Genomic DNA, 25,780 nt, shown 5'->3' on the forward strand with positions numbered 1-25,780 from the left:
TTATCTCGAACGAAATTTAACCAGCAAAGTTCAGCAGACCCTAGACATTTATGCCTAGGGTCTTTTTTTGCGCGGCAGTTCACATTGCATTACGGTAGTTCATATTGAAGTAATTGTGGATGATGATGACGTGATCTGTTTCATGTAAATTTTCGCGCCAGTGGTCTAAGATACTGTATTACTTTTAAATGATTTCATTCGAGGTCAGCATGAGCCAAATTTTACTGATCCATTCAAGTGTCCATGGTTACACTCAAAAAATATGTGAATATTTACAGCGTCAACTGGTTGAGCAAGGCGAGCTGGTCACGGTAGCACCCTTAGCGGAAGCTCCCGATTTAGCCCTATTTGATAAAGTGTACATTGGCGCCAGTATTCGTCATGGCAAACATCGCCCAGCCCTGTATCAATTTATTGAAGATCATCGTGCGGAATTGGACAGCAAACCCAGTGGTTTTTTCTCGGTGAGTTTAGTGGCGCGCAAACCCAATAAAAATACGCCGCAAACTAACAGCTATATGCAACAGTTTTTAAGTCAAAGCCCTTGGCAGCCAAGGTTATTACAGGTGTTTGGCGGTAATTTAGATTACCAAGGTTATGGTGCCATGGACCGGAATATTATTCGGTTTATTATGTGGTTAACCAAAGGGCCGACAGACCCTAATACCAAAGTTGAGTTTACCGATTGGCAAAAAGTTGATGAGTTTGCTCAGCAAATAATAGAGGCATAATTAATGGTATTAAAGCCGTTATGGCAGCGTATTGAAGCAGTATTGCATCCATTGATGATATTGATGTCGTTGTTATTAATTTGCACCAGCCCATGGATATTAATTGGACGTCAATTAAGTCCTCGCGCCAGTGTTTGGGATGTATTTCATGTTTATGGTGGCTTGTTTACCACATTGTTAGCATTGATGTTTACTTATAAAGTGTGTGCGGCCGGGCAGTGGCGGCAGTTTTTTCCTTGGCTTACCTTTGAGTTAACGCCATTGCTTGCAGATGTGCGAGGGTTAGTGCACGGTCAATTGCCACATTCTGGGGGTAAAGGTTTAATCAGTGTCATTGAAGGCATTGGGGTTATTTTGTTACTGCTGGTGGTGTGTAGCGGAGCCGGTTGGTACATAGCAGATCCTAGTAATGCTTTAGCATGGCGCGGTTATCATATTGTGTTTGCTCAGGGGTTTATTGGCTTTATTGTGCTTCATTGTTTATTGGCTCTTTTACATCTTCGCGATTTTTTTAATTAACTGTGCCTGAGTCGCTGGCAAACCGGCATTGTCATCAGCATTGTCATCAACATTGTCACCAGAAGAATGGCTTAGTTCAAATCGACCCGTTATTGGGTATTCAATTGTTGAAACCAATTTAGCGTAAACTGTATAAAACTGCTTAACCTTGCGGATTGTTGTACCAACTGTGGGTGAATTAAATAGGCGGTCGATGCGTTCATGGTTTCTGTGGTTAAGATGGCTTGTAATGTGCCTGCTTGTATTTCTTTATCGACTAAATACTCTGGCCCGACAATAATCCCTCGACCCAATAATGCCAACTGTTTAAGCATATGATTATCGTTAACACTCAAGCAGCTATTGATTAATATCGGCTGAGCATTGAAGGTCCAGTGAGTTTGTTCTGTTGCCGTTAGGCATTGGTGATGTTGCAAATCCTCAATCGAATTGGGCGTTCCGTGTTGTTGAAGATACGCTGGGGCCGCACAACAGATTTGCTGATAATCAAATAATTTTTTAGCGACCATGTTTTGCGGTGGTGTTGCGGTAGCCCTAAATGCGAGATCAAAATCGTTACGGGTTAAGTCGTGCAGGGTATAGCTGCAATCAATACTAAAATGTACCTGCGGATGCAATTGCGTAAACTCATGGCAAATATTAAGCAAATGGCGTTGAGTGAGTTGGCTGGGCGCTGTAATGCGGATCCGCCCTGAGATATCGTCGTTGTCGTGACGAATTCTTTTGTCTAGCATGAGTAAGTCGGCTTTTACTTGTACCATGCTCGATAAAATCATCTCACCTTGTGGCGTTAGCCTTACACTGCGTGTTGTACGTATGAGTAATGGTCGGCCTACTTCTTTTTCGAGTTGCCTAATCTGCTCAGATAAATAGCCTCTCGATATCCCTAATGAGGCCGCCGCTTCGGTAAAGCTAAGTTGTTTGGCGACTTCACTGAATAAGAATAATCGCTCAAATTTTTTGTGTTCACGGCTCATGATTATCACCATCAATAATATTTTATAGAGAACTGTAATCTGTTATTGGTAGATATACCAAATAATGATTTTGGTTTTTGCGGTTCATTTTTACGCTGAATCCCATACACTCATATTCATCATAATTATAAAAAGAGTATCAATATGACAGCTTTACCCTTAACAGAATTTTTACCCAATGTTAGCCCTATCGTGTATGGCTGTATGGGGCTGGGTGGCGGTTGGAATAACAATGCGATTACTCGAGCGGATATTCAGCAAGCCCATGAAGTTATTGATACTGCGCTGGATAACCAAATAAACTATTTTGATCACGCTGATATTTATACTTTTGGTAAAGCAGAGTCCGTTTTTGGCAAGATATTAGCTCAGCGTCCTGAGTTGCGTGAAAAAATATACCTGCAAACCAAGTGCGGTATTCGATTTGAAGACAGCAAGGGCCCTAAGCGTTACGACTTATCAGCTGAGTGGATTAAGTATTCTGTTGATAACAGCCTCAAGCAGCTCAATGCCGAATACCTTGATGTATTAGTGCTTCATCGCCCAGACCCGTTAATGCGACCAGCAGAAATTGCCGAAACGTTTCAACAGCTAAAGTCTGCTGGTAAGGTACGCTTTCTGGGTGTTTCGAATATGCAGCAACATCAAATTAGCGCGCTGCAGCGTATGCTTGGTGAGCCATTAGTGGTAAACCAAATTGAAATGAGTTTGCAAAAACACGCATGGGTAGACGAAACCATTTATGCGGGTAATCAAGACGGCAAAGACATCAACTTTACCCCTGGTACGTTAGAGTACTGCAATCAACATAATATACAAATTCAGGCGTGGGGCAGTTTATGTCAAGGGATTTACAGTGGCATAGCAACAGCGGAGCAGTCGACAGCCGTGCAGCAAACCAGCCAGCTTGTTGCTACGTTAGCCGCTGAATACCACACCAGCCCAGAAGCCGTGTTATTAAGTTGGTTAATGCAGCATCCTAGCCAAATTCAACCTGTTATTGGCACCACCAACCTTGAGCGTATTAAGGCTTGTGCAAAAGCCACTAACGTCTCGTTAAGTCGCGAGCACTGGTATGCATTGTATGTCAGCGCTAAAGGACATGAGTTACCTTAATCATCACTACAGCATGTTTGAGCAATACCCGAGCATTTCTCGATGCCATTCAATTAAAGGATTCTAAGACAATATGAACAAGACAACATGGGCACTATTGAGTGCAGCATTGGTGTTAAGTGGATGTCAGCAAGCAGAAACAGAAGTGGTCGCGTCGGCGGTTCAGCCTTTGCCACAACCAAGCGTACAAGCTGATATATACCAAGATTACTTACATCGTGATGTTCGGGACGATATTTTCTATTTTGTATTACCAGACCGTTTTTATAACGGCGATAGCAGTAATGATAACGGCTCAATCTCTAAACCAATTTCAGCGGGTGGTTTTGATACTAGCAGCAGTCGCGGTTTTCATGGCGGTGATATTTTAGGCATTGAACAAAAGTTAGATTATCTCCAAAACCTTGGTATTACCGCGATTTGGATGACGCCATTATTGCGAAATAAGGCCATTCAATCAGATGGCATTGCGCATCATGGTTATTGGATTGTCGACTTTACCGAAATAGACCCGCATTTTGGATCTAACGCAGACTTAAAACAGCTAATAGACTCGGCACATCAACGCGGTATAAAAGTCTTTTTTGATATTATTACTAACCACACGGCCGATGTCATCAAGTACCAAGAGTGTCATCAAGCGTCGGGAGAGTTTATTGCGCCGCAAACCCATTGCGAATACAAGTCGTTAGCTCAAGTTGAAAAGGGCGACAGTTACACGCCGTTTGTGCCGCAAGATCAAGCGAGTGTAAAAGTGCCTGATTGGTTAAATGACCCGCGTTTTTATCACAACCAAGGTGATAGCACATTCAAAGGTGAGAGCTCATTAAATGGCGACTTTAGTGGCTTAGATGATCTTAATACCGCAGATCCTCAAGTGGTATCTGGCATGGTTGATATTTACCAAAATCTGATTAAAGAATTTAAGCCAGATGGATTTAGGATCGACACGGTTAAACATGTGGACTTGTCATTTTGGCAAACGTTTAGCCCTGAAATCGTTAACTTTGCCAAGGCGCAAGGCATTCCTCAGTTTCATGTGTTTGGTGAAGTGTACGATACCAACCCTAACAACCTCAGCGTTTTTACTACCCAAGGCAAGTTACCTTCGGTATTGGACTTTGCGTTTCAACAAACTGCGGCAGATATTTTTTATCGCGGCAAGAGTCCTGTATTAGCCCAGCAATTATTTGCCCAAGATTCGTTATATCAAGATGACGACAGCCAGGCTGATTTATTGATGACTTTTTTAGGTAATCATGACATGGGCCGCACTGGCTATTTCGTCAATCAAGCCAATCCTGATGTAAGCTCAGCCGATAAACTGCAACGCAGTATTTTGTCGCATGCGTTTATGTTTTTATCTCGCGGTATTCCAGTGATTTATTATGGTGATGAGCAAGGATTTACGGGCGATGGCAATGACATTGACGCACGAGAAGATATGTTTGCATCTCACGTTGCTAGCTACAATGACAATATTTTACTGGGCACGAACGCGACGACCGCAGATGATAACTTTGACCCTAAACACCCTTTGTATCAAGCAATAGCAAAACTGAGTGAACTGCGTAAGCAATATCCTATTTTGCGTCGTGGTCAATATCAAGACCGCTTTTATCAAGCAGACAAAGACATGTTTGCATTTGCTCGGGTAGACCCTGAAACAGGGGCAGAGTTTTTGATGGTGTTTAATAGCGGTGAGCAAGCGCAGACGATTAATGTCACCCAAGAGGGCAAGCGTTATCGCTTAATGACCACATGGCCAGATGTTGTCGTGCCACCAATTGAAGATGCCGCACAGGCCGTATCAGCAGAGTTAACGGTGACCTTACCGCGATTAAGTTATGCAATTTATACCACAGCGAGTTAAGCAATAGAGATAAAAAAATGGCTATCCATTGGATAGCCATTTTTGTATTGGTTAGCACTACTGCTTTAATGCTAAGTAGTTAATGACCCCAATGATATCGTCCAAACTGCGCATTTCATTTAAATTGATAGCGTATTTATCGTTAACAATAAATGCCGGTACACTTTGTACTGCATACGACACTTGCTGTTGACGCCACATGGTTAACTTTTTATTGGTGTCTGCACTGTTTGCTACCGTGTCATATTGCTCTGCATCGACACCAAACTGAGCAAAAACATTTTTAATATCATCACGGTTATTAATTTGTGATTGGTGTTCATGTCCAGCTGCAGCGTGGTCGTGACCGCCGGTATTATCTTTGCCTTGGATCGCGCCAAACATGGCTATTTTTAACGCTTCTTTATTATCTAGTTCATGAATAACCGCTAATGCGCGCATGACTTCAGTGCCCAAGTCGCTATTCATAAAGTCGACATGTTTACTGTCGAAAGCGATTTTTTTGTCTAAACCGGCCTTGATTTCAGGCAAGTACTGGCTTTCCATATTGAAACAGTTATGGCAATAGAACGAGAAGAATTCAGTGACTTTAGGTTCACTTGGAACCATGTTGTTAGAAATCTGGGTATAGTGCTTACCCTCAACAAATGGCGTAGCAAATGTGCTAAACGAGGCGGTGATGAGCGTTAGTACTATGGCAAAATATTTAATCATGTAAACCTCAAATCTATGTTAATAGCTAATCTATGTTAATAGCGAATCAATGTAAGTAGTAAATCGATGTTAGTAGTAAATAGTCACTAGGATTCGATTAATCTGCTTGAGCTAATTAGGGTAAGTTTGTTAGCTGAATTATGACTTAAATCATCAATCAAAAAGACGCTAATTTCGTGATCGATGCGTGCTTTATGAGGATAATCCTTTAATAAAGTTCAGATATTGCTGTGAGGTTAATGATCTGTGCCAATGTCACTATTGCGTGGTCATGAGCGGTTCATTGTTGATGGGTTATGTGGCAAGGCCGATATGGCATGCTGAATTAGCAGGGATAATATAGAAGGATGAATGTAGAACAGTAATCTAAATGCTGACAACGATAATGGCTGTGGATGAAGAGTGGTCATAAGCGGTTCATTGTTGTTGGGTTATGTGGCAAGGCCGATATGGCATGCTGAATTAGCAGGGCTGATGTGGAAGGATGAATGTAGAACAGTCACCCTGAATATTTTAGTGCTGACAACGATAACGGCTGTGGATGAAGAGTGTTCAACCACGGTAGTTTACCGATCAACGCTAATCTCTGAGTGTTTGCCATGCTTCGCACACTTCTCGAAAGCGTTCAGCATTACCTTGTTCACGATCGGGATGCCATTTTAATGCTAGTTTACGCCATTGCTTGCGAATGTCTTTATTGGTTGCGGTTTCATCAAGTTCAAACACTTTTAACGCATGACCTTTGTGCATCAACTGTGTGTTAACGCCAATATACTCTTGAAAGCTAGACCAGAATGACTCAAGCATTTCCCGTACAACGTTTACGCTGGAATCATAATTGTTCCAATCGAGATAATAGTCACGTAATGCACCATCGCGAATATGTTGTATATCAGCACTGGCTGGAATGATCCGAAATATTTGGATTTCCATCGCCTTCACTTGCAACCACTGCTTGGGCATCAGTATGTCTTGTAATTCATACAAGGCGTTCATCAGGAGAAAATTGCGTTTGAATAGGTCTTTTTCGGGTAATGGGTCAAGGTTATGCATTAAACCTTTAGTTTGTAATTCACTGGCTAAATGATGCACTTTCCAACTTTGATTTGATGATTGCAATAAACTCAGCACAGGCCATATGAGCGGGTTGTCACCTTTGGGCACATTGAGTTCGTTGCTGTCCGTGGTGTTAGCCAGTCCAGTTCCGTCAGTATTGTGTAAGGTTTTATTGAGCAACATAGTGGCGTATTCATCCTGAATTGGCGATTAAATCTGCTAGTCATTAACGCCCACTATGCCATAGTCGTTTTTAATGACAAGTAGATTTATCTGCACCAATAAGCCTATTTGGCCACTCAGCGAATACGTTAACTTGATAGTATGCTTACTGATGACAGATTGGTTCCGCGTGACATGATAGCCGATACGAGCATGCTTCAAATAGGTAACAATCAATATTGAGTCATATTATGATTTGATCAACATTTTTATTTTTATGGGTTTGATCAATTAATTCCTATTCTTACAGGCAAGAAAGCTTTATTTGGTATAAAATTCTCCGCAATAAAATAATCGGGGGCTTAACCAATGACAGATAAACACTTTATTAGTGCGCAACAACTACTGGAAGATTCATTTAGACTCGCTGCACAAGTATATGATAGTGGCTTTCGACCTCAGTTTATCGTGGGTATTTGGCGCGGTGGCGCTCCAATTGGTATTGCAGTCCAAGAGTATTTTGATTTCAAGAAAGTTGAAACTGACCATATAGCCGTTAGAACGTCTTCTTATTATGGTATTGGCACTGACAAACAAGATAAGAATATCAAAGTACACGGTTTGCATTACATTATTGAAAATGCCAATGCTAGCGATGGTTTGTTGATCGTTGATGACGTATTTGACTCTGGCCGCAGTATTGATGCACTTATTGGTAAATTAAGAAAGTTCATGCGTTTGAACATGCCAACCGATATCCGTATCGCATGCCCTTATTACAAGCCAAAAAACACTAAAGTAGACCTAAAACCTGAATATTTTATTCATTCATCTGAAGATTGGTTAGTGTTTCCCCATGAAGTGTCTGGGCTTAATCCGCAAGAAATTGCTGAAGGCAAAGCTGACTTTAAAAACATCCAAGAGTTGTTTTTATAAGCTATATTCAGCAGTTGTTTAAGCGGTAATTAGCAACGAATTTACTTAGAACTTTGTTCAAAGTTTGCTAAAGTATAAAGCTATGTGAGTGCGTCAACATACTTATGTCAATGCGACAATATTAGTATGTTGGCGCACTTTTTTATCCGAATCAATGCGAAATTTAATTAACATTATGGTTTCTGTAGAATTGTTCACCCCCGAGGCGCCTGTAAAGCGCCAACTTGAACTGTTAGCACCGGCTAAAAATGCTGATTATGGCATTGAAGCTATTCGTCATGGTGCTGATGCGGTTTATATTGGCGGCCCTGCATTTGGCGCGCGTCATAATGCTGGCAACAGCGTTAAAGACATCGCTCGCTTAGCTGAATTTGCTCATCGTTACCATGCCCAAGTGTTTGTGGCGCTCAATACCATTTTAATGGATGACGAGATTGATAAAGCGCAAAAGCTTATTTGGCAACTTTATGAAGCCGGTGTCGATGCCTTGATTGTTCAAGACATGGGGGTTTTACAATTAGATCTTCCACCTATCGCGTTGCATGCGAGTACCCAAACTGATAACCGCAGCCCAGAAAAAACGGTCTTTTTCGAACAAGTCGGTTTTTCACAAGTCGTGTTAGCTCGCGAGTTGAATATTCCACAAATTCGCGACATTGCTGCTAGCACAAAAATGAAGTTAGAGTTCTTTATTCATGGTGCGTTATGTGTCAGTTATAGCGGTTTATGTAATTTAAGCCATGCATATTCTAATCGCAGTGCTAATCGCGGTGAATGTTCACAGATGTGTCGATTACCGTGTAATTTGACTACGCGTGAAGGTGAAGTATTAGCTGAAAATAAGCATTTATTATCACTAAAAGACAATAACCAAACGGATAATTTAGAAGCCTTAATTGATGCGGGCATTAGCTCATTTAAAATTGAGGGCCGCTTAAAAGACATTACTTACCTCAAGAATGTTACCGCACATTACCGTCAACAACTGGATGCCATTATTGCTAAACGCAATGATGTAGAATCTATTTCTCATGGTCGTTGTGAGTTTAATTTTACGCCCGATCCTGATAAAAGTTTTAACCGCGGTAAAACAGATTATTTTGTCAATGAACGCACTGAGGCCATTGAGCATTTTAGTTCGCCTAAGTTTATCGGTGAAAAAGTGGGCCGTATCACCCAAGTAGGTAAAGACTTTATTAAAATCGATACCAGTGAAAGTGGCAAAGACATTCATTTTAACAATGGTGATGGCTTATGTTTCTTTGTTGAACATTATGAAACCCAGCGGTTGTCTGACGATAAGCTCTCCGGTGTGCGCATTAACCGCGCCGACGGTAATACCTTGTATTTAACTGAGGTGCCTAAAGATCTTAAAATTGGCGTGATGATGTTCCGTAACTTCGATCATAAGTTTGAAGCTATCTTAAATAAAGATTCTGCCACCCGTAAAATAGCTGTTGATATGCAATTTTTTGATACCGATGACGGCGTCGGATTAACCATCACCGATGTACACGGTATAAGTGCAACCGTTACCTTAGCCTGTGATAAAGCCCCTGCGAATGATCAAGCTAAAACGGCAGAAAATCTGAAAAAGCAACTTAGCAAACTTGGCAGCAGTGATTTTGTATTGAATAAGGTTAATTTACTGACGGAGCAAATGTGGTTTTTACCTGCCTCGGTGGTAAACGAGCTACGCCGCGACGCTGTGAGTGCATTAATGGCCACAAGGGTGACGAGTTACCAACGACCAGAGCGTTGGGTGCACGATAAAACGGCGCGTTTTCCACAAAAAGCATTGAGCTTTTTATCTAACGTGGCTAACGAAAAAGCTAAATCGTTTTATCATCAGCATGGGGTGATTCAAATTGAAGATACCTATGAGAAAAATAACGTGTTGCATGATGCACCGTTAATGGTGACCAAACATTGTTTGCGTTACAGCTTTAACTTATGCCCGAAAGAAGTTGAAGGGATTAAAGCCGACCCAATGTTTTTAGACGTCGGTAAAGATAAATTGAAGTTGGTGTTTGACTGCCATAAATGTGAAATGATGATTGTTGGTTCTAACCAATTAGTGAAACAATAACCGCATCGCAGCGAGATTTTATTCATCATATTTTCTCCAGTGGCAGCATTACGCTTGCCACTGAGTTAATTTTTCAAATAAGCTGCAAAAATAACCATTAAATAGCTGCCCAAACTCGTGCGTTTCGAGTACACTGCGCGGCTGAAATTTCATGGGTTTTAGCCTGTGATACCTTAAGTAGGAAAGAATAGATTATGAGCGATAGCAAAAAGTATGCTTTACGTGTTATTCAAATTGAAAACACGTGGAAAACCGAAATCACTCGTCGTATGACATCGACTAAAACCATAGTATCAAAAAGCCAAGATGGTTTTGCGTCAGAAGCAGAAGCTACTGCATGGGGCGAGCAATCACTGCAAGGTTTTTTATCTAAGCAAGTTGATCGTAACAAGCGTAAAACTGAAAAGCACCTTAAAGCTAAAAGTTTAGCAGCGGCTATAGCTGCAGAATCTGCCGTCGATGAAGAAGAGTTATTCGATGCTGAAGATGAAGGCGATGCTGAAGACGAAGAAGACGAAGATGACGAAGAACTAAACTAACATCTTACCAACGATGTAAATGTTATCGATAAGTGTCAATTTTTGTATGTTCAGGATAGGATATACCTAATTAGAATGATTTTTAGTCAACTTATCTCTTTCTTGACCAAATAAGGATTCATTTGGATGAACAAGATTGCTGCAATTATCGGCTGCTCGGGCTGTCTAGGAATTATGTTCCTGTTCCCGAGTAGTGCATCTGCGACACTTCCAGCACTGATGGCATTTGGCGAAGATGACAACTCATCAGGTGCTATGGTGATGTCTGAGGATGTTCAAAAACTCACGGCTCTATCTGAAAAATTTGGCTTTTTACCGCCATTAGATTGGAAGCTTGCATTCAGCGATAAACGTGGCGATATGACAATGGCTGAGTTTATTCCATCCAATGAATCATTAAATGATTGGTCTCGTTTAGTCTGTATGCAGGGGTTTAAAGGCTTAGCAAATGACGTTGAACCCGACCAGTTTTTAGATTCGATGGCGGCGACATATCAAGAACATTGTGAAGGCAAAATTGTTTATCAACAGCTAGGCAGTTCTAAAGTCGATGGGCTCGAGGCTGTACATGGTTTATTAGGCTGCACCAGTATGCCTAATATTCATCATTCTTCCACAGTGGTTGAAGCGTCTTATGTTTCCAGCCCGCAAGGTGAGATGGGCTATTTTACGGTGATAAGTGATGACGAAAATGTCTACTTAATCCATAAATCCATTCGTACAGCCATTTTTACCACAGAGACAGCTCCTATCACTATCGATAATTATCGTAACTTCATGAGCCAACCTTAACGTCGACATTTATCGCTAACATTGACGACATATTCATATATTAGCGCTGTGTTGATATAATTAGTGCCGTGTTGATAGCGTTGTTGGCCATTTCTAGTGTCACTCTCGTAACATGTTGAATGCCCGACAAGTTGAATAATCTGCGAGTTAAGCTTTTGTTAGTATCAACTTCACCTTAGGATCCGTTATAATCGCCGCGCTAATATTTTGGGATGTCACTCATTAGTCAGACAGTACTATGGTACTCAATGTTAACGCAGACATAACAACAGATATTTTTCAATCATGAGTTGAATATCAACTTATGATAATTTAATAGTCAATCTTTACGGTGCTTGCTTTGAAACGATAGACCAAAGCAGGATAATCGGGAAACCAGTGTAAATCTGGTACTGCCCCCGCAACGGTGATTGGTGAGAGTCAGGTGCGCAATAACCTTGCGTTAATCATCTCGACTCGCGTGCGTTTACCTTTAGTGTAACGCCATAACCTTAGTCCGGAGACCGGCCTTAAAGGTGATTTCGATGATTTCGGTGGGCAGATCTCGAAATGTAATGTGATACCGCTTGTGGGCTTATTTATAGAACCTTTCTGTAGAATAAGGCCCAAGAGGAGTTTTATATTGCGGCGTTATTGCCCCATTTTTCCTTTCAGGAGTTAAAGGTAAATGGGTACTAAACCAACAAAAATTGCACTGTTATTAAGTGCTGTCTTCAGTGTCGCAAGTGTTAATGCTGTTGCGATTGAATCAGTTGTTACATCCCCCTCGTCTTCGGCTATCAGCATGGATGAAACCATTGTGGTTATTGGCCGAAATGCTGCTAAGCCATTAAATATTGCTGCCAATGTTAATGTCATTGATGCTGCTGATATTCAAATGAGCGGCGCCACCAATTTAACCGATTTATTACGTGGACAATCTGGTATTCAGGTGTCGGATAATAACTCGGGCAGTGTATTTTCTATGCGTGGGTTTTCTGCATCACAAGCCGCTAATAACACGCTGATCTTAGTCGATGGACGCAGACTGAATAATATTGATATTGCGGCACCGAGCATTGAGTCGATCCCGATTAACTTAGTTGAGCGTATTGAGATTTTATCAGGCAGTGCAGGGGTACTATATGGTGACCAAGCTGTTGGCGGCGTGATCAATATCATTACCAAAGCACCGACAGAAACGGGTGGTGGTTTACAGGTTAGTGGTGGCAGTTTTGATACCTATGAAGCTAAGGGCGATATTTCAGGGGCTATCAATGATGCATGGCGTTACTTTTTAGCGGCCAGTTATAACGAAAGCGATAATTACCGCGATAATAATGACAATGAAACTAGTTCTATTCTAGGTCGCTTACAATATCAAACAGATACCGAAGACTTCTATGTTGAAGTGAATCATTTTGATAACGATCGCCAAGCACCAGGCGCGCTAACGCTGGCGCAGTACGAAGCAGATCCTCGCCAAGTAGCATCATTTTCTGAAGGTGAATTCTCTCATGAAATAACCACAGCATTGCGCAGCGGTTATCAATACCAGCTGAATAATATTTGGGCCTTAGGTGCTGATTTAACCTACTCGGATACATCAACCACGAGTCTGTTATTTGGTGGAGCAGGGCGTATTGAGCGCGACTTATTAAGTTTCTCACCTAAAGCTACTGCTAACTATCATTTAGAACATGGTGATTTAAATTTTGTTGCTGGTATTGATGTGAGTAAAGGTGAAGCTGATTTCGATACACTTTATACGCAACGAAATAATGAACAAACACAAAAGAGCGCTTATGTGCAAGCATCGGTACCGATAACGCCGACGTTATCTTATGTTGTTGGTGGTCGTTATTCTGAAGTGACTGACGATTTATATGACCAATTACTTTATCCGAACCGTATTGAAATCGATAATGACGCCCATGCGTTGGAGTTAGGGTTAAATTATCGCCCAAGCAGTGAACATCGTTTTTATGTCCGTGCAAATGATAACTTCCGTTTTGCCAAAGTCGATGAACAAGCTTACACCCCGCTTGATGTACAAGGTTTAAATCCACAAACAGGCCGTTCTTACGAAGCAGGTTGGGACTTTACCACTACAACTCAAACATTAAAAATCAATGCTTATCAACTTGAGTTAGAAGATGAGATTGTTTACGAAGGCGGTCGTACAGATGGGCCTTATGGGGGGGGGGCTAACGTAAACGCCGATGAATCTCGCCGTTTTGGTGTAAGCACTGCTTATGATGTGCAGTTATCAAATGACTGGCTGCTAGGTGCTTCGTACGACTATATTGATGCAGAGTTCACTCAAGGTGAGAACGACGGTAAAGCGTTATCTTGGGTGGCAAAACATTCAGGTAAAGCCTTCGTAAGCTATGATTTTGCTGATAATTGGCAAGCGTTTGTTGAAGGCGTTTACACTGGTGAGCGTTACATGGAAGGCGACAACAGCAATACCGGTGATAAGTTAGACAGTTACGTGCTAACAAACCTTGCGCTTAACTATACCTATTCAGGTTGGAATGGTAGCTTACGTGTAGATAACTTGCTTGATGAAGATTATGTTGGCACTGGTTATTACTCGGCTTATGGCAGTGGTTATTATTCTGGTACGGGTCGCTCAATTAGACTGACTGCGGGTTATCGTTTCTAGATTATCTTTTTTTAGCGGATAACCTTTCGAAAGCCAGTAAACTATTACTGGCTTTCGTTTTAATATATCGTTAAATTAATGAATAAAGTGATTTATTCTAAGAAAAGGTAATTGATGAATATGACTAATCTTGAGCAACAAGTCCTTACTCAAGTTCAAGCTATTATTGGCAATGAAGAGCAAGTCATTGGTCGTCGTGGCATATTAATTCCATTAAAAAAATCTCTGATTAACGAAGCAGATATTCGAGTCGTTATCGATATCATTTCAGCGGATCCTGCTTTGGCAGCACATTTATTGTTACGCAGTAATACCGCGCAAACAGCAGGTGTCATATCAACAAAAAGCCGTAGTGTAAAAGATGCCTTAATCCGTTTGGGCCAAGTGAACATTTATCGCTACGCGTTTTCGTTTTACCTTAAAGAAAGACTTGATGAACTTTCTGAGCCTTACAAAAAACTGGTTCAAGGCTATTGGGCATTAAATGAAACCATTGCGGTGGATTGTATACAACTGTTACGTGAAGACAACGACATTGGTGTAGGCACTAAAATCGATGCGGATGAAATGCAAACATTAGCGTTGTTTAGTGTGTTTGGGCAGGTGATTGCGTTAACCGCTTTTGCTTATTTAAATGCTGAGTTATCTCGACCAGTATCGTTAAAAGTATTGAAGTCGCTTATTGATAAACAACAACAGCAGTTATCGCTCGAAGCATTTGCGTCATTAGGGCTAGATGATGATTTACGCGAAGAATTTTTGATTGCACATAACTTACGCCAAACACAAAACCCTGATTCTCCAGGACTTGTGCTTCGACGCGTACTATCTAAACGAGGTTTATTAATCAACCCGTTGTAGATTTATGCCTTCACTTGCTACCAGTTCGAGCCACTTTTGGATTAAATTTGCATTAGTGGCATCGCGACGATAGGCCCCAAACAAAGGACGTTTTAGTCCTTCTGCTCCTAATTTTACCGCAGTAAGGCTTAGCCCCTGACTCTCTCGGATAGACCAAGTTGGTAGGGTTGCTACGCCATCATTACAGGCTACTCTTTGTAATAGCATGGAGGTTAAATCGCATTGCTTTTGCTCGCCAGGTTCAATGCCAGCGGGCTCTAAAAAGTGTTTGTATATGTCTAAACGCGCTAAAGGCACGGGGTAACTGATTAAGGTTTGCTTTGCCAATTGCGCTGGCGTGACAAACGCTTGTGCCGCTAATGCGTGATCACTAGCAACGACTAACTTTACTTCAAAATCAAATAGATGCTGATATGCGACGCTATGTCCTGGCACAGGGTCAGATGTTAGCACTATATCTAAACTCCCCGTCTCCAACGCATTGAGTGAATCAAATAAATGACGGCTCGAAATGTCAATTTGAGTTGCTGGCGCATGCTGTTTAAATTGCTCAATAACGGGCATTAACCAACGAAAACAACTGTGGCATTCAATGCCGAGCTTAAGCTGTTGGCTTTCACCTTCTAAACCGCGTTTAAGATCTGACTCGGTTGCAATCACTTTCGGTAAGATTTCTTCCGCTAAATTCAGCAGACGTGAACCTTCGTGAGTAAACGTTAACGGTTTACTTTTACGAACAAAAATAGTTGAGTTAATTCGTGTCTCTAACTCTTTTATTTGATGAGAAAGCGCCGACTGGGTTACAAACCGTTTTTTAGCTGCACCCGCTAAACTGCCACTTTCCTTTAACGCCATCAAGGTGCGAAGGTGTCTAAGCTCTATCATTTTCTCTCCACATGAATCTTGCTCAACTAGCTGATGAAATCAATTCGATTGCTTGACAGCAGAGTAACACAATAAACTTCTAGACGTCCAGACGCCTATGTAGCTTTTCTACATAAATGGCTATAAATTTTTGCTCAACGAAAAGGAAAGCAGTATGAAAATTTCAAGTTTAGGATTTCCCCGCATAGGACGTCAGCGTGAATTGAAGTTTGTTTTAGAACGTTATTGGCGCGGTGAAGCAACATTAACGGAGCTGAAAAACGTTGCCAGTGAATTAAAACGCACTCATTGGCAGTGGCAAGCAGATGCGGGTGTTGAATTACTGCCAGTAGGGGATTTTGCTTATTATGACCAGGTGCTAACCCTGAGCGCGACCTTAAATGTGATCCCCGATCGTCATCGGGCCACTCAAGCTGATGGCAGCCCAGCCGCTGTCGATATTGACACCTTATTTCGCGTGGCTCGTGGCCGTTCGCAAAGCGGTCAACATGCGTGTGCGGCAGAAATGACCAAGTTTTTTAATACTAACTACCATTACCAAGTGCCAGAACTAAGCGCTGATCAAACATTTGAGATTGCCTTCGAACAATTGTTTGATGAAGTCACAGAAGCACAGCAATTAGGTCATCAAGCAAAACCTGTGCTGCTCGGTCCGGTGACGTATTTATACTTATCTAAAAGCCTTTCTGAGTTTAATAAGTTGACGTTGTTACCGCAGTTATTGGTTGCCTATCAACAAATTTTGTCTCGTTTTGCTGCCCAAGGTGTGAGTTGGGTACAGCTTGATGAACCGGTATTAGCGGCAGACTTAACCGATGAGTGGCAGCAAGCCATTAGCCACAGTTATCAAACGTTAGCGCAACAAAAGCCAGCATCATTAAAGGTTTTACTCGCCAGTTATTACGGTTCTATTGCCCATCATCAAGCATTGGTGAGTGCATTACCGGTTGAGGGGCTACATCTTGATTTAGTCACCGCGCCAGAACAGCTTGATGTGTTTGTTAATGCTTTAGGCGTTCAGCAGGTACTTTCTGTTGGGGTGGTTAATGGCCGTAATGTGTGGGCTGCTGATGTTGATGTGATTGCACAGAAGGTAACCGAGTTAGCGACCACGTTAGGCGATCGTTTGTGGATTGCACCTTCATGTTCATTGTTGCATTGTCCTGTGGATGTCGAGGTTGAAAGCCAATTAATTACGCCATTACTTGGCCAATTAGCTTTTGCGAAACAAAAATTATTTGAACTTAACGAAATTCATCAATTAATCGTTGAGCAAGGTTCAGCAACTAGCCAAGCGATTATTGATCGTTGCCAGCAACGCCGCTTGGCAAAAGCTGCCGCAGCTAATCAACAGGTTGTAGAACGTGTGTCGCAGCTAACCGCTGATGATTTTGAACGTAACAGTCCATTTGCCCGCCGTATCATTGCCCAACAACAAAAGTTAGCGCTGCCATTATTACCCACAACCACCATAGGTTCATTTCCGCAAACGCCAGCTATTCGGGGGTTACGCAGTCGCTGGCGTAAAGGCGAAATCAATGACAATGATTACCGTTCACAGCTTGAGCAAGTCACTCAAGACACCATTTCTCGTCAACTTAAATTGGGTATCGACGTGCTAGTTCACGGCGAAGCTGAGCGTAATGACATGGTGGAGTATTTTGGTGAACAATTAGAGGGCGTTGGGTTTACTCAATTTGGTTGGGTGCAAAGTTATGGTTCTCGTTGCGTTAAGCCGCCGTTAATTTATGGCGATGTCTCTCGCCCCAAACCAATGACGGTCGACTGGGCTACCTATGCGCAAAGCTTAACCGACAAGCCCGTTAAGGGCATGCTAACGGGTCCGGTGACCATTTTACATTGGTCGTTCGCTCGTGAAGATATTCCACGTAAAGATATTGCTAACCAACTTGCATTAGCAGTACGTGACGAAGTGGTCGATTTAGAAAGTGCAGGTATTGGCATTATTCAAATTGATGAACCTGCATTTCGTGAAGGTTTACCGATTAAACAAAGCCAATGGGCAGATTATTTAACCTGGGCGGTGGATGCGTTTAAGTTATCGGCTGCAGGTGTTGAAGATGCAACTCAAATCCATACACACATGTGTTACAGCGAGTTCAATGACACCATTAATGCCATAGCGGCGATGGATGCTGATGTTATCACCATTGAGACGTCACGTTCGCGTATGGAGCTACTGAGTGCCTTTGAAGACTTTCATTATCCTAATGAAATTGGCCCCGGTGTGTATGACATTCATTCGCCAAATATTCCAACCGTTGATGAAATGGTCGTCTTAATAACTAAAGCGTCGCAAAAAGTGCCGGTGAAACAGTTATGGGTTAATCCTGATTGTGGTTTAAAAACCCGTACCTGGGATGAAGTTGAGCCCGCGCTGCGGAATATGATTGAAGCGACTAAAGTGCTTCGACGTCGGTTCTAATTGGGATGAACTCGTTATAGATAACATTGATTTAAATGAAAATAATTTATCAATATTAGCTGGCAGACATGGCGAAGCCAAATGTAGACTTGGCAATTGTATGTAGTTGTATGTAGTTGAGTTTGGTTGTTCTCTGTTGAGAGTAGTTGAAAAAAACTTATCTTAGGGAAAAACGGTGTGAGCCCCCCCGGATTCAACGGCTTACCGTTATCTGTTTATTATTCAACGATACTGCGGTGAATAGCGCTATTGTTTACTACACTGAAACTAAAGATGTGCAGTTAACAATAGGAGCTATTATGAGTCACACTTATAAAGTCATTGAACTCGTGGGATCATCACCAATAAGTTCAGATGAGGCGGTCAAAAATGCGATTGCAGAAGCCAATAAAAGTTTACTACATTTGCGTTGGTTTCAAGTTATCGAAACTCGTGGTCACTTAGAAGAAGGCCTAATTGCTCATTGGCAAGTGACCATTAAAGTGGGTTTTACCTTAGACTCTAATGCCTAATGCCTAATGCCTAATGCCTAATGTTTATTTTGTTTATGCGTCTCTTGGTAAACCCTTTTGTATTGATCTGATCACTCGTTGAGTTTTACGTGAAAGCGCCGACTGTGGCGCTTTTTGTATTTGTTGAACTAATGCCCATTCAATATGCTCAAGTACCATATCATCCACTTCTTCACTGTGTTTACGTTGCTCTAACGCATTAATAATGGCCGGATTAGCAGGGGCATTACCTAATGCAATCGCGATATTACGTAACCAACGTTTATGACCAATTCGTCGAATCGCACTGCCTTCTGTTTGGCTGAGAAAATAAGTTTCAGACCAAGCAAATAGAGTCAGTAAATCGGGTTGAATAAGCGCACTGCGAGTATGAAAATCAGTTTCTTTTGTCAGTGGTGCTTTAGCATTGACTGGGCACACTAGCTGGCAGTCATCACAGCCATAAATACGATTGCCTATAAGCGGGCGAAACTCTTCTGGGATAGCGCCCTGTAATTCAATGGTCAAGTAAGAAATACAACGTCTTGCATCGACAACATAGGGTTCGACAATCGCATCAGTTGGGCATGACTTTATGCAGGCTACGCAAGTGTTGCAGCCTTCTTCAATCGGGATATCTAACGGTAACGGTAAGTTAATGAGTAACTCGCCAAGAAAAAACCAGCTGCCTGCATCTGGGTGTAAAATTAACGAGTGTTTGCCTGTCCAGCCTAGTCCTGCTTTATCGGCTAATGGACGTTCTAAAATAGGTGCAGAATCCACAAAAGGTCTAAAATCAGTCGTATCAAAGTCGAGCTGTTGGCAATACTGGTTAATTTTATCGCCGAGCTTTTTAAGCCGTTGTCGGATGAGTTTATGGTAATCACGTCCACCCGCATAACGAGAGATATAACCAAGATTTGGGTCGGTTAAATTACTGGCAAAGCCAGCGTCAGGCGGTAAATAGTCCATCCGAGCACAAATCACTCTAATGGTTCCGGGATGTAACTCAGCGGGTCTAGCACGCATCATTCCGTGATTAGCCATGTAAGCCATCTCACCGTGATAACCTTTATCTAACCAGTCTTGTAATGCTGCCTCATGCTGAGTTAAGTCGACATCAGCAACACCAATATGAGCAAAGCCAAGTTCTTTACCCCAAAGCTTGATTTGCCTATTGAGCACATCAAGTTGAACCGCGGTCAATGGACAGGGCTCAGTTGTTAGATCGGTTCCTAGATCAGGAGTAGGATTTGGAGTTAATACTGGGGTCGTTGTTGTCATAACACTGTCATTGAGTAAACACGCAGAAATTATACGCGTTTTACTCAGCTTTGACACAATTACGACCCGCAGCTTTGGCTGAATAGAGTGCTTTGTCCGCTTTTAGCAACAACGGAGATAACTCTGTTTCATTACTATAACTCGCCACTCCAGCACTGATGGTTTGATGTAAGTTCGGCGAAATCTGAGTCCAGTCGTAATCAGCAATGGTCTCAATTAACCGATTAGCGATTTCAATGGCTTTCGCTTTGTCGATATTAGGTAATAAAATCAAAAACTCTTCACCACCAACACGTCCAACAACATCGGTATCGCGCATCATACTAGTACTAATAGAGGCCAGTTTTACCAGTACTTTATCGCCCATGTCGTGGCCTAAAGTGTCGTTAACGATTTTAAAGTGGTCGGCATCAAAAGAGATGATTGAAAAAGGTTTACCCGACTGTTGTGATGATTTCAGGAAATAATTGCCTTGAGAATAGGTGTCACGTCTATTGGAGAGCTTAGTGAGCTCATCAGTTAGGGCTAAACGTCTAAAGAGCTGTTTTCGCATGACTTGCTTGTAAGCAAACATTGATACGATAATTAAAATAATCGCAACTAAGATTATAATGATGATTTGCATGCTTTCGTTACGCTGTAAAATCTGTAACTGTTGTTCTTTATCTTTGTCGCGTTGTATTAACCATTCGTTTTCGGTTTGAATTTTGTTGGTGTTAAAGCGCGCTTGCATTTCTGAGTTGCGATCAGACATATTTTGCTTATCAAGTGCCATGTGCATTTTAATAAATTTTTGTAATGTTTTTAATGCGTTTTCAATATCACCTTTAGCTTGGTAGATATCGCTTTTGAGATAGATGTTTTCATTTTCACCGCGTTCATTGCCACCACGGTTAAAATCAATTGATGCAAGCTGACTGTATTCAAGTGCCTTATCTAATTCATTTTTAGCTAAATATACTTGTGCTAGGTATAACATTAATGAGCTATGCGGCCCATCATGACTGACTGGGATTTCTTTTTCTGCTTCCTTTAACAGCACTAGTGCTTCATCTATTTTATCTAGCTTAATCAGATTACCTGCAATATTGGTTTTGGCATCTGCAATCGCAACGTTATCTTTTTGGGTTTTCCAGAAGGCGAGCGACTGTTTAAATCGAGCTGTAGACTCATCGATACGTCCAAGCTCTAAAAGTGAAAATGCGATCTGATTATTGATGTTATCAGCTTCTATTTGTTGATTGGCCTTAAGGTAAGCTTGTTCAAGTTTTATTTGGTATTTAAGAGCGGTTTCAGCATCACCAAAACGCCGATAACTTGCAGCAAGTTCACTCAAGTTATCATTTGCCCAATAAGTTAAATTAAGATTTTCATACAATTGTTGCGATGTAATTAAATCTTCTAATGCAGATGAATAGTTGCCTTGATAGGACAGCATTGCCCCTCGAATGCTGCGACCGTCAGCGATAAGTCGAGGATCTTCAAGTACGTATGCATTATTTATTGCATTAGAAAGATCGTCCAGAGCTTCGTCTAATTGCCCTGAAAACTGTTTGTAATAGCCCAAACATAATAATAAATCGGTATGAATTGCGGATGGATAGGGTTCTGAATATATCAGCAGTTGCTGCTCTGCATACTTAATGGCGTTGGTAAGTTCACTCTCTGTAGTAGAGGGCTGGTTCCAGCAGTATAAACGGACATAGAGTTTTTGACGGATCTCATCGTCAGAGGCAATGATCCGCTTATATTCGTTGAGTAGCTTTTCGCCAGCGATCTGATCAATATAATCAGCTAAATCTATTTTTTTATAGATAGCATCAGCTTTGTCGTTGTCGTAATAAGCGGCAAAGACTGAAGTAGGTAAAAAATATATTGCGATAAAAATGGCAATAAAAAAGTGAAAATTTAGTGATTTGTTCAAAATAATAAGCTGCTTTTTTATTTGTAGTTTTTTGTTGGCAACAATAATCATTGTGTAGGCATAGTTATAGCACTTTTATATACATCTTTACTATCGATGAGCAATTATTGTGCACAACAGGTGTTTTATCAAGGATAAATTGATGTGACCTGCAGATTAAAGTCCATATTTAGAGACTGATCTGCTCATTAAGTTAATATATCGGCGGAGTATTACTTTAAAAACTGATAATACAAACAGTAAAAAATCATGTCATAATTGGATTAGCTTGTTTTCATTTACATGAGTAAAAGACATATCACTGCATAGATATGGCATTAAGAGTGCGTTTGTTCTGGCCTAATTTCAATAAATAATTTGATTATTATGCCATCAAACATTCTGATGCCAATCCATGTGTAGAATGTTAATTGAGAGATAACCATGACCAAAGTTGACCCGCAGTATCAAGAAGTAGCAAAACAAATTTCGTATAACGTAGCAAACAAAGTACTGCCGATGGACAAGTTACCTGAAACATTACTTGAGGCCTATGAAGGCTTGTTTAGCGAACTTATTGAAGATAAAGCCAATACATTTACTCATGCTTGGGATGCATTACCTGCGAGTGCGCAAAAGTTAATGACCAAAGCAGAGTTTCATGGCTTTTATATTGCCAATGCGTGGATGCAGTTAAGCCGTGTTGCGCAAGAAATTGCTGATAGTGCTGACTCTGAAGAAGAGATGAATAATAACGAATATGATGGTGTCTTCGGACGCTTAGCTGAGCAGTCGTTGAAAGAGTGTTTACGTAAGCTTAAAAAAGCGCGCACCGACCGCCCATTGTTGAATAGTTTTAAGCTAGTGATGTCGGCATAAATTTACTGTTATTACAGACATAAAAAATCCCAACTTAGGTTGGGATTTTTTTATGGTTAAAAAGCGCATAACCTTTTCAATCAATGAGTTTCACTATCACACTAATGACAATCAGCGCTTTACAATTCTAAAGCGCTGAGTCGTACTTAATCATTGTTAGAATGAGGTACGTTTGTAACGACGATATTCAGGTTCCCAGAAGTTAGCCTCAATCGATTGTTGCAGTAACTCATCGGTACAAGGTAATGCTAAACCTTGATCAATAGCTGCTTTAGCAACAGCAAAAGCAATATATTTACTAACAGTTTGAATATCTTCAAGGCGAGGTAATAGCGAGCCAACACCGTCTTTACCTAATGGTGAACATTCCGCTAAAGCACGACTTGAAGCCATTAACATTTCATCCGATACACGCCTTGCACCACAAGATAATACACCTAAGCCAATACCTGGGAAGATAAAGCTATTATTACATTGTGCTATCTCAAAAGTTTCGCCATTGACTATTACTGGTTCAAATGGGCTGCCCGTTGCCACGAGTGCTTGGCCCGATGTCCAATTAAGGATGTCCTTAGGAGTCGCTTCTACACGGCTTGTCGGATTCGATAATGGGAATACAATTGGGCGTTTACAATGGCTGTGCATTGCCTTAATGATTTCTTCAGTAAATAACCCTGGAGAGCCTGATACTCCGATAAGTACCGTTGGTTTAGCATTGTTAACTACATCAAGTAACGAGATATTGTCACTGTAATTGTCCCATGCTTCTATCGTGGCACAAGGTTGAGCTAGCTTCTGTTGGAAAGGGAGTAGGTTAGGCATGTTATCGAGTAATAAGCCCCAACGATCGACCATAAACACTTGTGAGCGAGCTTGTTGATCGCTAATGCCCTCAGATACCATTGTCGCCACAATCGCTTCGGCAATACCACAACCAGCGCTACCCGCACCCAAGAAGGTAATACGTTGCTCGCTAAGTTTACTGTTAGCGGCTTTACAAGCTGCCAGTAGTGAGCCTACCGTAACGGCTGCAGTGCCTTGAATATCATCATTGAAACTGCAATATTGATCTTTATATCGTTCAAGTAATGGCATGGCATTTTTTTGTGCAAAATCTTCGAACTGAATTAAGGCATCTGGCCAGCGACGGCTGACTGCTTGCATAAACTCTTCAACAAATTCAGCATATTCATCACCGCCAATACGCTGATGACGCCAGCCCATATACATAGGGTCTTCAAGAAGTTGTGGGTTATCAGTACCAACATCTAAGGTCACCGCAAGACAATACGCCGGGCTTATGCCGCCACAACTGGTGTATAGCGATAATTTACCAATTGGGATCCCCATACCGCCTATGCCTTGGTCGCCTAAACCGAGAATACGTTCTCCGTCCGTCACCACGATGACTTTGACTTTATGGCGGGTTGAGTTATTTAAAATATCATCAATGCGATCTTTGTTAGGATACGAAATAAATAAACCGCGGTTACGACGATAGTTTTTTGAGAAACGTTCACAGGCTAAACCAACCGTAGGCGTGTAGATAATTGGCATCATTTCACTGATGTTATTACGCACTAAACGATAAAATAAGGTTTCGTTAGTATCTTGAATGTTGCGTAAATAAATGTGCTTATCGAGATCATTGGTGAAGTTTTTAAACTGTGCGTAAGCACGAGCGGCTTGCTCATCAATGGTTTCAATGACCCAAGGAATGAGGCCTTCGAGGTTGAAATAAATTCGTTCTTCTTCACTAAATGCACTGCCTTTATTAAGCAGGGGTGATTCAAGAATCGCTGGGCCGGCAAAAGGAAGATAGAGGGGGCGTTTGTTATCGTCCATGGGGAACCTTAATGTGTGAGATCCAGTTAGATCGTTATTAGAATTGGGCTGGTTTTTTGTGCTTGTAGATTATCACGTCTGATCTTTTTTGTGGTCTGTTAAGTGAGTAAAATCACATAATTGTTAGGTACTTTTACTCACCTCTCACTATTGTGTCATTGCTATGTGAACAATCGTATGGTGTAAATACAAAATTATTATTGTTTAAATGTAAATCTCACAAACAAAAATGCGCAGTCTAAGCTACGCATTTATAAAGCATTATCTCAACAACTTGGCAGGTTTTACTTACCGCGATGTTTGATTGATAAACCTTTAACGAAATTTCTTAATACCTGGTCGCCACAAGGTTTATAGTTTTTATGATCAGGGTTACGGAATAGCGCACCTAGCTCAGATTTAGTCATTGAAAAATCTGCTAAAGCTAATGCGGCAATAATATCTTCTTCACGCATTTCAAGCGCAACGCGTAATTTTTTGAACATAAGGTTGTTAGTCAATTGCTTTAAAGGTGCTGGTACTTCAGCTCCTGGCTTTAATCCACGATTTTGAATGATCAAACCATCTAAGAATTGACACATTAATGTGTCATTACACGCTTGATAACCTTCTTCTTCCTCTTTTTTCAACAGCGCAATAATTTGCTCTGAAGACATGTCTACTTTGGCTTGGCTGAAAATGTTAATCATTTTGGCATTTGAATAGTCAAACACAAAGCGAATACGGCGAAGAATATCATTGTTAATCATAAGGTTCTCTGGCGCGGATGCGCATAAATGGTTTAGGTCAATTGACGAAACACTAGTATAACGGGTAATCATTGATTAGTCAGATTAATCCTGCTTGAACTGCAATCGATTTCTAACACTGCTAGTGCCGCTTCGCTGCTAGGGCGGCCTTCGGTCTGCTGGTATCGCTTCGCTGCTAGGGCGACCTTCGGTCTGCTAGTGCCGCTTCGCTGCTAGGGCGACCTTCGGTCTGCTGGTATCGCTTCGCTGCTAGGGCGACCTTCGGTCTGCTAGTGCCGCTTCGCTG

21 protein-coding genes and 1 riboswitch are annotated in these 25,780 nt (G+C 41.5%); of the genes, 13 read left to right on the top strand and 8 right to left on the bottom strand.

Translation table 11 applies throughout. From position 1 onward, the window contains the following. Positions 1-209 precede the first annotated feature (209 nt). Both hemG and H5125_RS15390 read left to right on the top strand, forming a co-directional pair. A complete protein-coding gene (hemG, locus tag H5125_RS15385; RefSeq protein WP_182744689.1) occupies positions 210-731 on the top strand; it encodes a menaquinone-dependent protoporphyrinogen IX dehydrogenase in 522 nt (173 codons plus the stop codon). A 3-nt stretch (positions 732-734) separates the two neighbouring features. Next, positions 735-1,250 carry a cytochrome b/b6 domain-containing protein gene (locus tag H5125_RS15390; protein ID WP_101085924.1) on the top strand — a complete coding sequence of 172 codons (516 nt, stop codon included), beginning with the start codon at positions 735-737 and terminating at the stop codon, positions 1,248-1,250. Between the two features lie 89 nt (positions 1,251-1,339). Here the strand turns inward: H5125_RS15390 and H5125_RS15395 are convergent, their stop codons facing one another. Then, complete coding sequence (locus tag H5125_RS15395) at positions 1,340-2,227, bottom strand: LysR family transcriptional regulator (RefSeq protein WP_182744690.1); 888 nt, start codon at positions 2,225-2,227, stop codon at positions 1,340-1,342. 144 nt (positions 2,228-2,371) lie between these two features. Between H5125_RS15395 and H5125_RS15400 the strand changes: the two genes are divergently transcribed. Continuing rightward, on the top strand, positions 2,372-3,343 hold the full coding sequence (locus tag H5125_RS15400) for an aldo/keto reductase family oxidoreductase (RefSeq protein WP_182744691.1): 972 nt from the start codon (positions 2,372-2,374) through the stop codon (positions 3,341-3,343). A 73-nt stretch (positions 3,344-3,416) separates the two neighbouring features. Next, positions 3,417-5,216, top strand: coding sequence for an alpha-amylase family glycosyl hydrolase (locus H5125_RS15405; RefSeq protein ID WP_182744692.1), 1,800 nt, complete (start codon positions 3,417-3,419; stop codon positions 5,214-5,216). Positions 5,217-5,273: 57 nt separating this feature from the next. Here the strand turns inward: H5125_RS15405 and H5125_RS15410 are convergent, their stop codons facing one another. After that, positions 5,274-5,930 carry a thiol:disulfide interchange protein DsbA/DsbL gene (locus tag H5125_RS15410; RefSeq protein WP_182744693.1) on the bottom strand — a complete coding sequence of 219 codons (657 nt, stop codon included), beginning with the start codon at positions 5,928-5,930 and terminating at the stop codon, positions 5,274-5,276. 579 nt (positions 5,931-6,509) lie between these two features. Continuing rightward, positions 6,510-7,169 carry a DNA-J related domain-containing protein gene (locus H5125_RS15415; protein ID WP_259395472.1) on the bottom strand — a complete coding sequence of 220 codons (660 nt, stop codon included), beginning with the start codon at positions 7,167-7,169 and terminating at the stop codon, positions 6,510-6,512. 348 nt (positions 7,170-7,517) lie between these two features. On the opposite strand from H5125_RS15415, the gene H5125_RS15420 reads away from it, so the two are divergent. From H5125_RS15420 to H5125_RS15445, 6 genes are all read left to right on the top strand, one after another. Continuing rightward, positions 7,518-8,084, top strand: a complete 567-nt coding sequence (locus tag H5125_RS15420; RefSeq protein WP_101085918.1) for a phosphoribosyltransferase — start codon at positions 7,518-7,520, stop codon at positions 8,082-8,084. Between the two features lie 175 nt (positions 8,085-8,259). Continuing rightward, a complete protein-coding gene (locus H5125_RS15425) occupies positions 8,260-10,173 on the top strand; it encodes a U32 family peptidase (protein WP_101086306.1) in 1,914 nt (637 codons plus the stop codon). A gap of 194 nt (positions 10,174-10,367) precedes the next feature. After that, positions 10,368-10,712 (top strand): DUF3622 domain-containing protein, encoded by a 345-nt coding sequence (locus H5125_RS15430; protein WP_182744694.1) that lies wholly within the window; start codon positions 10,368-10,370, stop codon positions 10,710-10,712. Positions 10,713-10,838: 126 nt separating this feature from the next. Next, positions 10,839-11,504, top strand: a complete 666-nt coding sequence (locus H5125_RS15435) for a hypothetical protein (protein ID WP_101085916.1) — start codon at positions 10,839-10,841, stop codon at positions 11,502-11,504. Between the two features lie 312 nt (positions 11,505-11,816). Next, a riboswitch (cobalamin riboswitch) is annotated at positions 11,817-12,031 on the top strand. Between the two features lie 140 nt (positions 12,032-12,171). Continuing rightward, complete coding sequence (locus H5125_RS15440) at positions 12,172-14,151, top strand: TonB-dependent receptor (protein WP_182744695.1); 1,980 nt, start codon at positions 12,172-12,174, stop codon at positions 14,149-14,151. A gap of 120 nt (positions 14,152-14,271) precedes the next feature. Then, the gene (locus H5125_RS15445; RefSeq protein WP_101086305.1) at positions 14,272-15,012 is read left to right on the top strand and encodes an HDOD domain-containing protein; all 741 of its coding nucleotides are present in this window, start codon (positions 14,272-14,274) and stop codon (positions 15,010-15,012) included. Here the strand turns inward: H5125_RS15445 and H5125_RS15450 are convergent. Next, entirely contained in the window at positions 14,995-15,897 is a 903-nt protein-coding gene (locus tag H5125_RS15450; RefSeq protein WP_182744696.1) for a LysR family transcriptional regulator, read from the bottom strand. The genes H5125_RS15445 and H5125_RS15450 overlap by 18 nt on opposite strands. A 154-nt stretch (positions 15,898-16,051) precedes the next feature. Between H5125_RS15450 and metE the strand changes: the two genes are divergently transcribed. Together metE and H5125_RS15460 are read left to right on the top strand one after the other, a co-directional pair. Further along, positions 16,052-18,343, top strand: coding sequence for a 5-methyltetrahydropteroyltriglutamate--homocysteine S-methyltransferase (gene metE, locus H5125_RS15455; protein ID WP_182744697.1), 2,292 nt, complete (start codon positions 16,052-16,054; stop codon positions 18,341-18,343). A 299-nt stretch (positions 18,344-18,642) separates the two neighbouring features. Next, positions 18,643-18,855, top strand: a complete 213-nt coding sequence (locus H5125_RS15460) for a dodecin (RefSeq protein WP_041412796.1) — start codon at positions 18,643-18,645, stop codon at positions 18,853-18,855. Positions 18,856-18,888: 33 nt separating this feature from the next. Here H5125_RS15460 and queG read toward each other — a convergent pair whose 3' ends face one another. Both queG and H5125_RS15470 read right to left on the bottom strand, forming a co-directional pair. Beyond that, the gene (gene queG / locus H5125_RS15465) at positions 18,889-20,118 is read right to left on the bottom strand and encodes a tRNA epoxyqueuosine(34) reductase QueG (protein WP_182744698.1); all 1,230 of its coding nucleotides are present in this window, start codon (positions 20,116-20,118) and stop codon (positions 18,889-18,891) included. 40 nt (positions 20,119-20,158) lie between these two features. Further along, positions 20,159-22,042, bottom strand: coding sequence for a diguanylate cyclase (locus tag H5125_RS15470; RefSeq protein WP_182744699.1), 1,884 nt, complete (start codon positions 22,040-22,042; stop codon positions 20,159-20,161). Positions 22,043-22,465: 423 nt separating this feature from the next. Between H5125_RS15470 and H5125_RS15475 the strand changes: the two genes are divergently transcribed. Beyond that, positions 22,466-22,900 carry a DUF3069 domain-containing protein gene (locus H5125_RS15475; RefSeq protein ID WP_182744700.1) on the top strand — a complete coding sequence of 145 codons (435 nt, stop codon included), beginning with the start codon at positions 22,466-22,468 and terminating at the stop codon, positions 22,898-22,900. Between the two features lie 156 nt (positions 22,901-23,056). Here H5125_RS15475 and H5125_RS15480 read toward each other — a convergent pair whose 3' ends face one another. Further along, on the bottom strand, positions 23,057-24,745 hold the full coding sequence (locus tag H5125_RS15480; RefSeq protein WP_011636309.1) for an NAD-dependent malic enzyme: 1,689 nt from the start codon (positions 24,743-24,745) through the stop codon (positions 23,057-23,059). 284 nt (positions 24,746-25,029) lie between these two features. Continuing rightward, positions 25,030-25,494, bottom strand: a complete 465-nt coding sequence (locus H5125_RS15485; protein WP_101086303.1) for a DUF1456 family protein — start codon at positions 25,492-25,494, stop codon at positions 25,030-25,032. Between the last annotated feature and the right edge of the window lie 286 nt (positions 25,495-25,780).

Origin of the sequence: Shewanella sp. SR44-4 (assembly GCF_014163715.1) — a bacterium.
In the GTDB taxonomy this organism is placed as follows: domain Bacteria; phylum Pseudomonadota; class Gammaproteobacteria; order Enterobacterales; family Shewanellaceae; genus Shewanella.

Bases quoted from the DNA above. Each gene is read 5' to 3' on its own strand.
- H5125_RS15415 (WP_259395472.1), bottom strand. From the start codon at position 7,169: ATGTTGCTCAATAAAACCTTACACAATACTGACGGAACTGGACTGGCT.
- H5125_RS15440 (WP_182744695.1), top strand. From the start codon at position 12,172: ATGGGTACTAAACCAACAAAAATTGCACTGTTATTAAGTGCTGTCTTC.
- metE (WP_182744697.1), top strand. From the start codon at position 16,052: ATGAAAATTTCAAGTTTAGGATTTCCCCGCATAGGACGTCAGCGTGAA.
- H5125_RS15480 (WP_011636309.1), bottom strand. From the start codon at position 24,745: ATGGACGATAACAAACGCCCCCTCTATCTTCCTTTTGCCGGCCCAGCG.
- H5125_RS15390 (WP_101085924.1), top strand. From the start codon at position 735: ATGGTATTAAAGCCGTTATGGCAGCGTATTGAAGCAGTATTGCATCCA.
- H5125_RS15475 (WP_182744700.1), top strand. From the start codon at position 22,466: ATGACCAAAGTTGACCCGCAGTATCAAGAAGTAGCAAAACAAATTTCG.
- queG (WP_182744698.1), bottom strand. From the start codon at position 20,118: ATGACAACAACGACCCCAGTATTAACTCCAAATCCTACTCCTGATCTA.
- H5125_RS15430 (WP_182744694.1), top strand. From the start codon at position 10,368: ATGAGCGATAGCAAAAAGTATGCTTTACGTGTTATTCAAATTGAAAAC.
- H5125_RS15450 (WP_182744696.1), bottom strand. From the start codon at position 15,897: ATGATAGAGCTTAGACACCTTCGCACCTTGATGGCGTTAAAGGAAAGT.
- H5125_RS15395 (WP_182744690.1), bottom strand. From the start codon at position 2,227: ATGAGCCGTGAACACAAAAAATTTGAGCGATTATTCTTATTCAGTGAA.
- H5125_RS15405 (WP_182744692.1), top strand. From the start codon at position 3,417: ATGAACAAGACAACATGGGCACTATTGAGTGCAGCATTGGTGTTAAGT.
- H5125_RS15460 (WP_041412796.1), top strand. From the start codon at position 18,643: ATGAGTCACACTTATAAAGTCATTGAACTCGTGGGATCATCACCAATA.
- H5125_RS15410 (WP_182744693.1), bottom strand. From the start codon at position 5,930: ATGATTAAATATTTTGCCATAGTACTAACGCTCATCACCGCCTCGTTT.
- H5125_RS15485 (WP_101086303.1), bottom strand. From the start codon at position 25,494: ATGATTAACAATGATATTCTTCGCCGTATTCGCTTTGTGTTTGACTAT.
- H5125_RS15435 (WP_101085916.1), top strand. From the start codon at position 10,839: ATGAACAAGATTGCTGCAATTATCGGCTGCTCGGGCTGTCTAGGAATT.
- H5125_RS15400 (WP_182744691.1), top strand. From the start codon at position 2,372: ATGACAGCTTTACCCTTAACAGAATTTTTACCCAATGTTAGCCCTATC.
- H5125_RS15445 (WP_101086305.1), top strand. From the start codon at position 14,272: ATGACTAATCTTGAGCAACAAGTCCTTACTCAAGTTCAAGCTATTATT.
- hemG (WP_182744689.1), top strand. From the start codon at position 210: ATGAGCCAAATTTTACTGATCCATTCAAGTGTCCATGGTTACACTCAA.
- H5125_RS15420 (WP_101085918.1), top strand. From the start codon at position 7,518: ATGACAGATAAACACTTTATTAGTGCGCAACAACTACTGGAAGATTCA.
- H5125_RS15425 (WP_101086306.1), top strand. From the start codon at position 8,260: ATGGTTTCTGTAGAATTGTTCACCCCCGAGGCGCCTGTAAAGCGCCAA.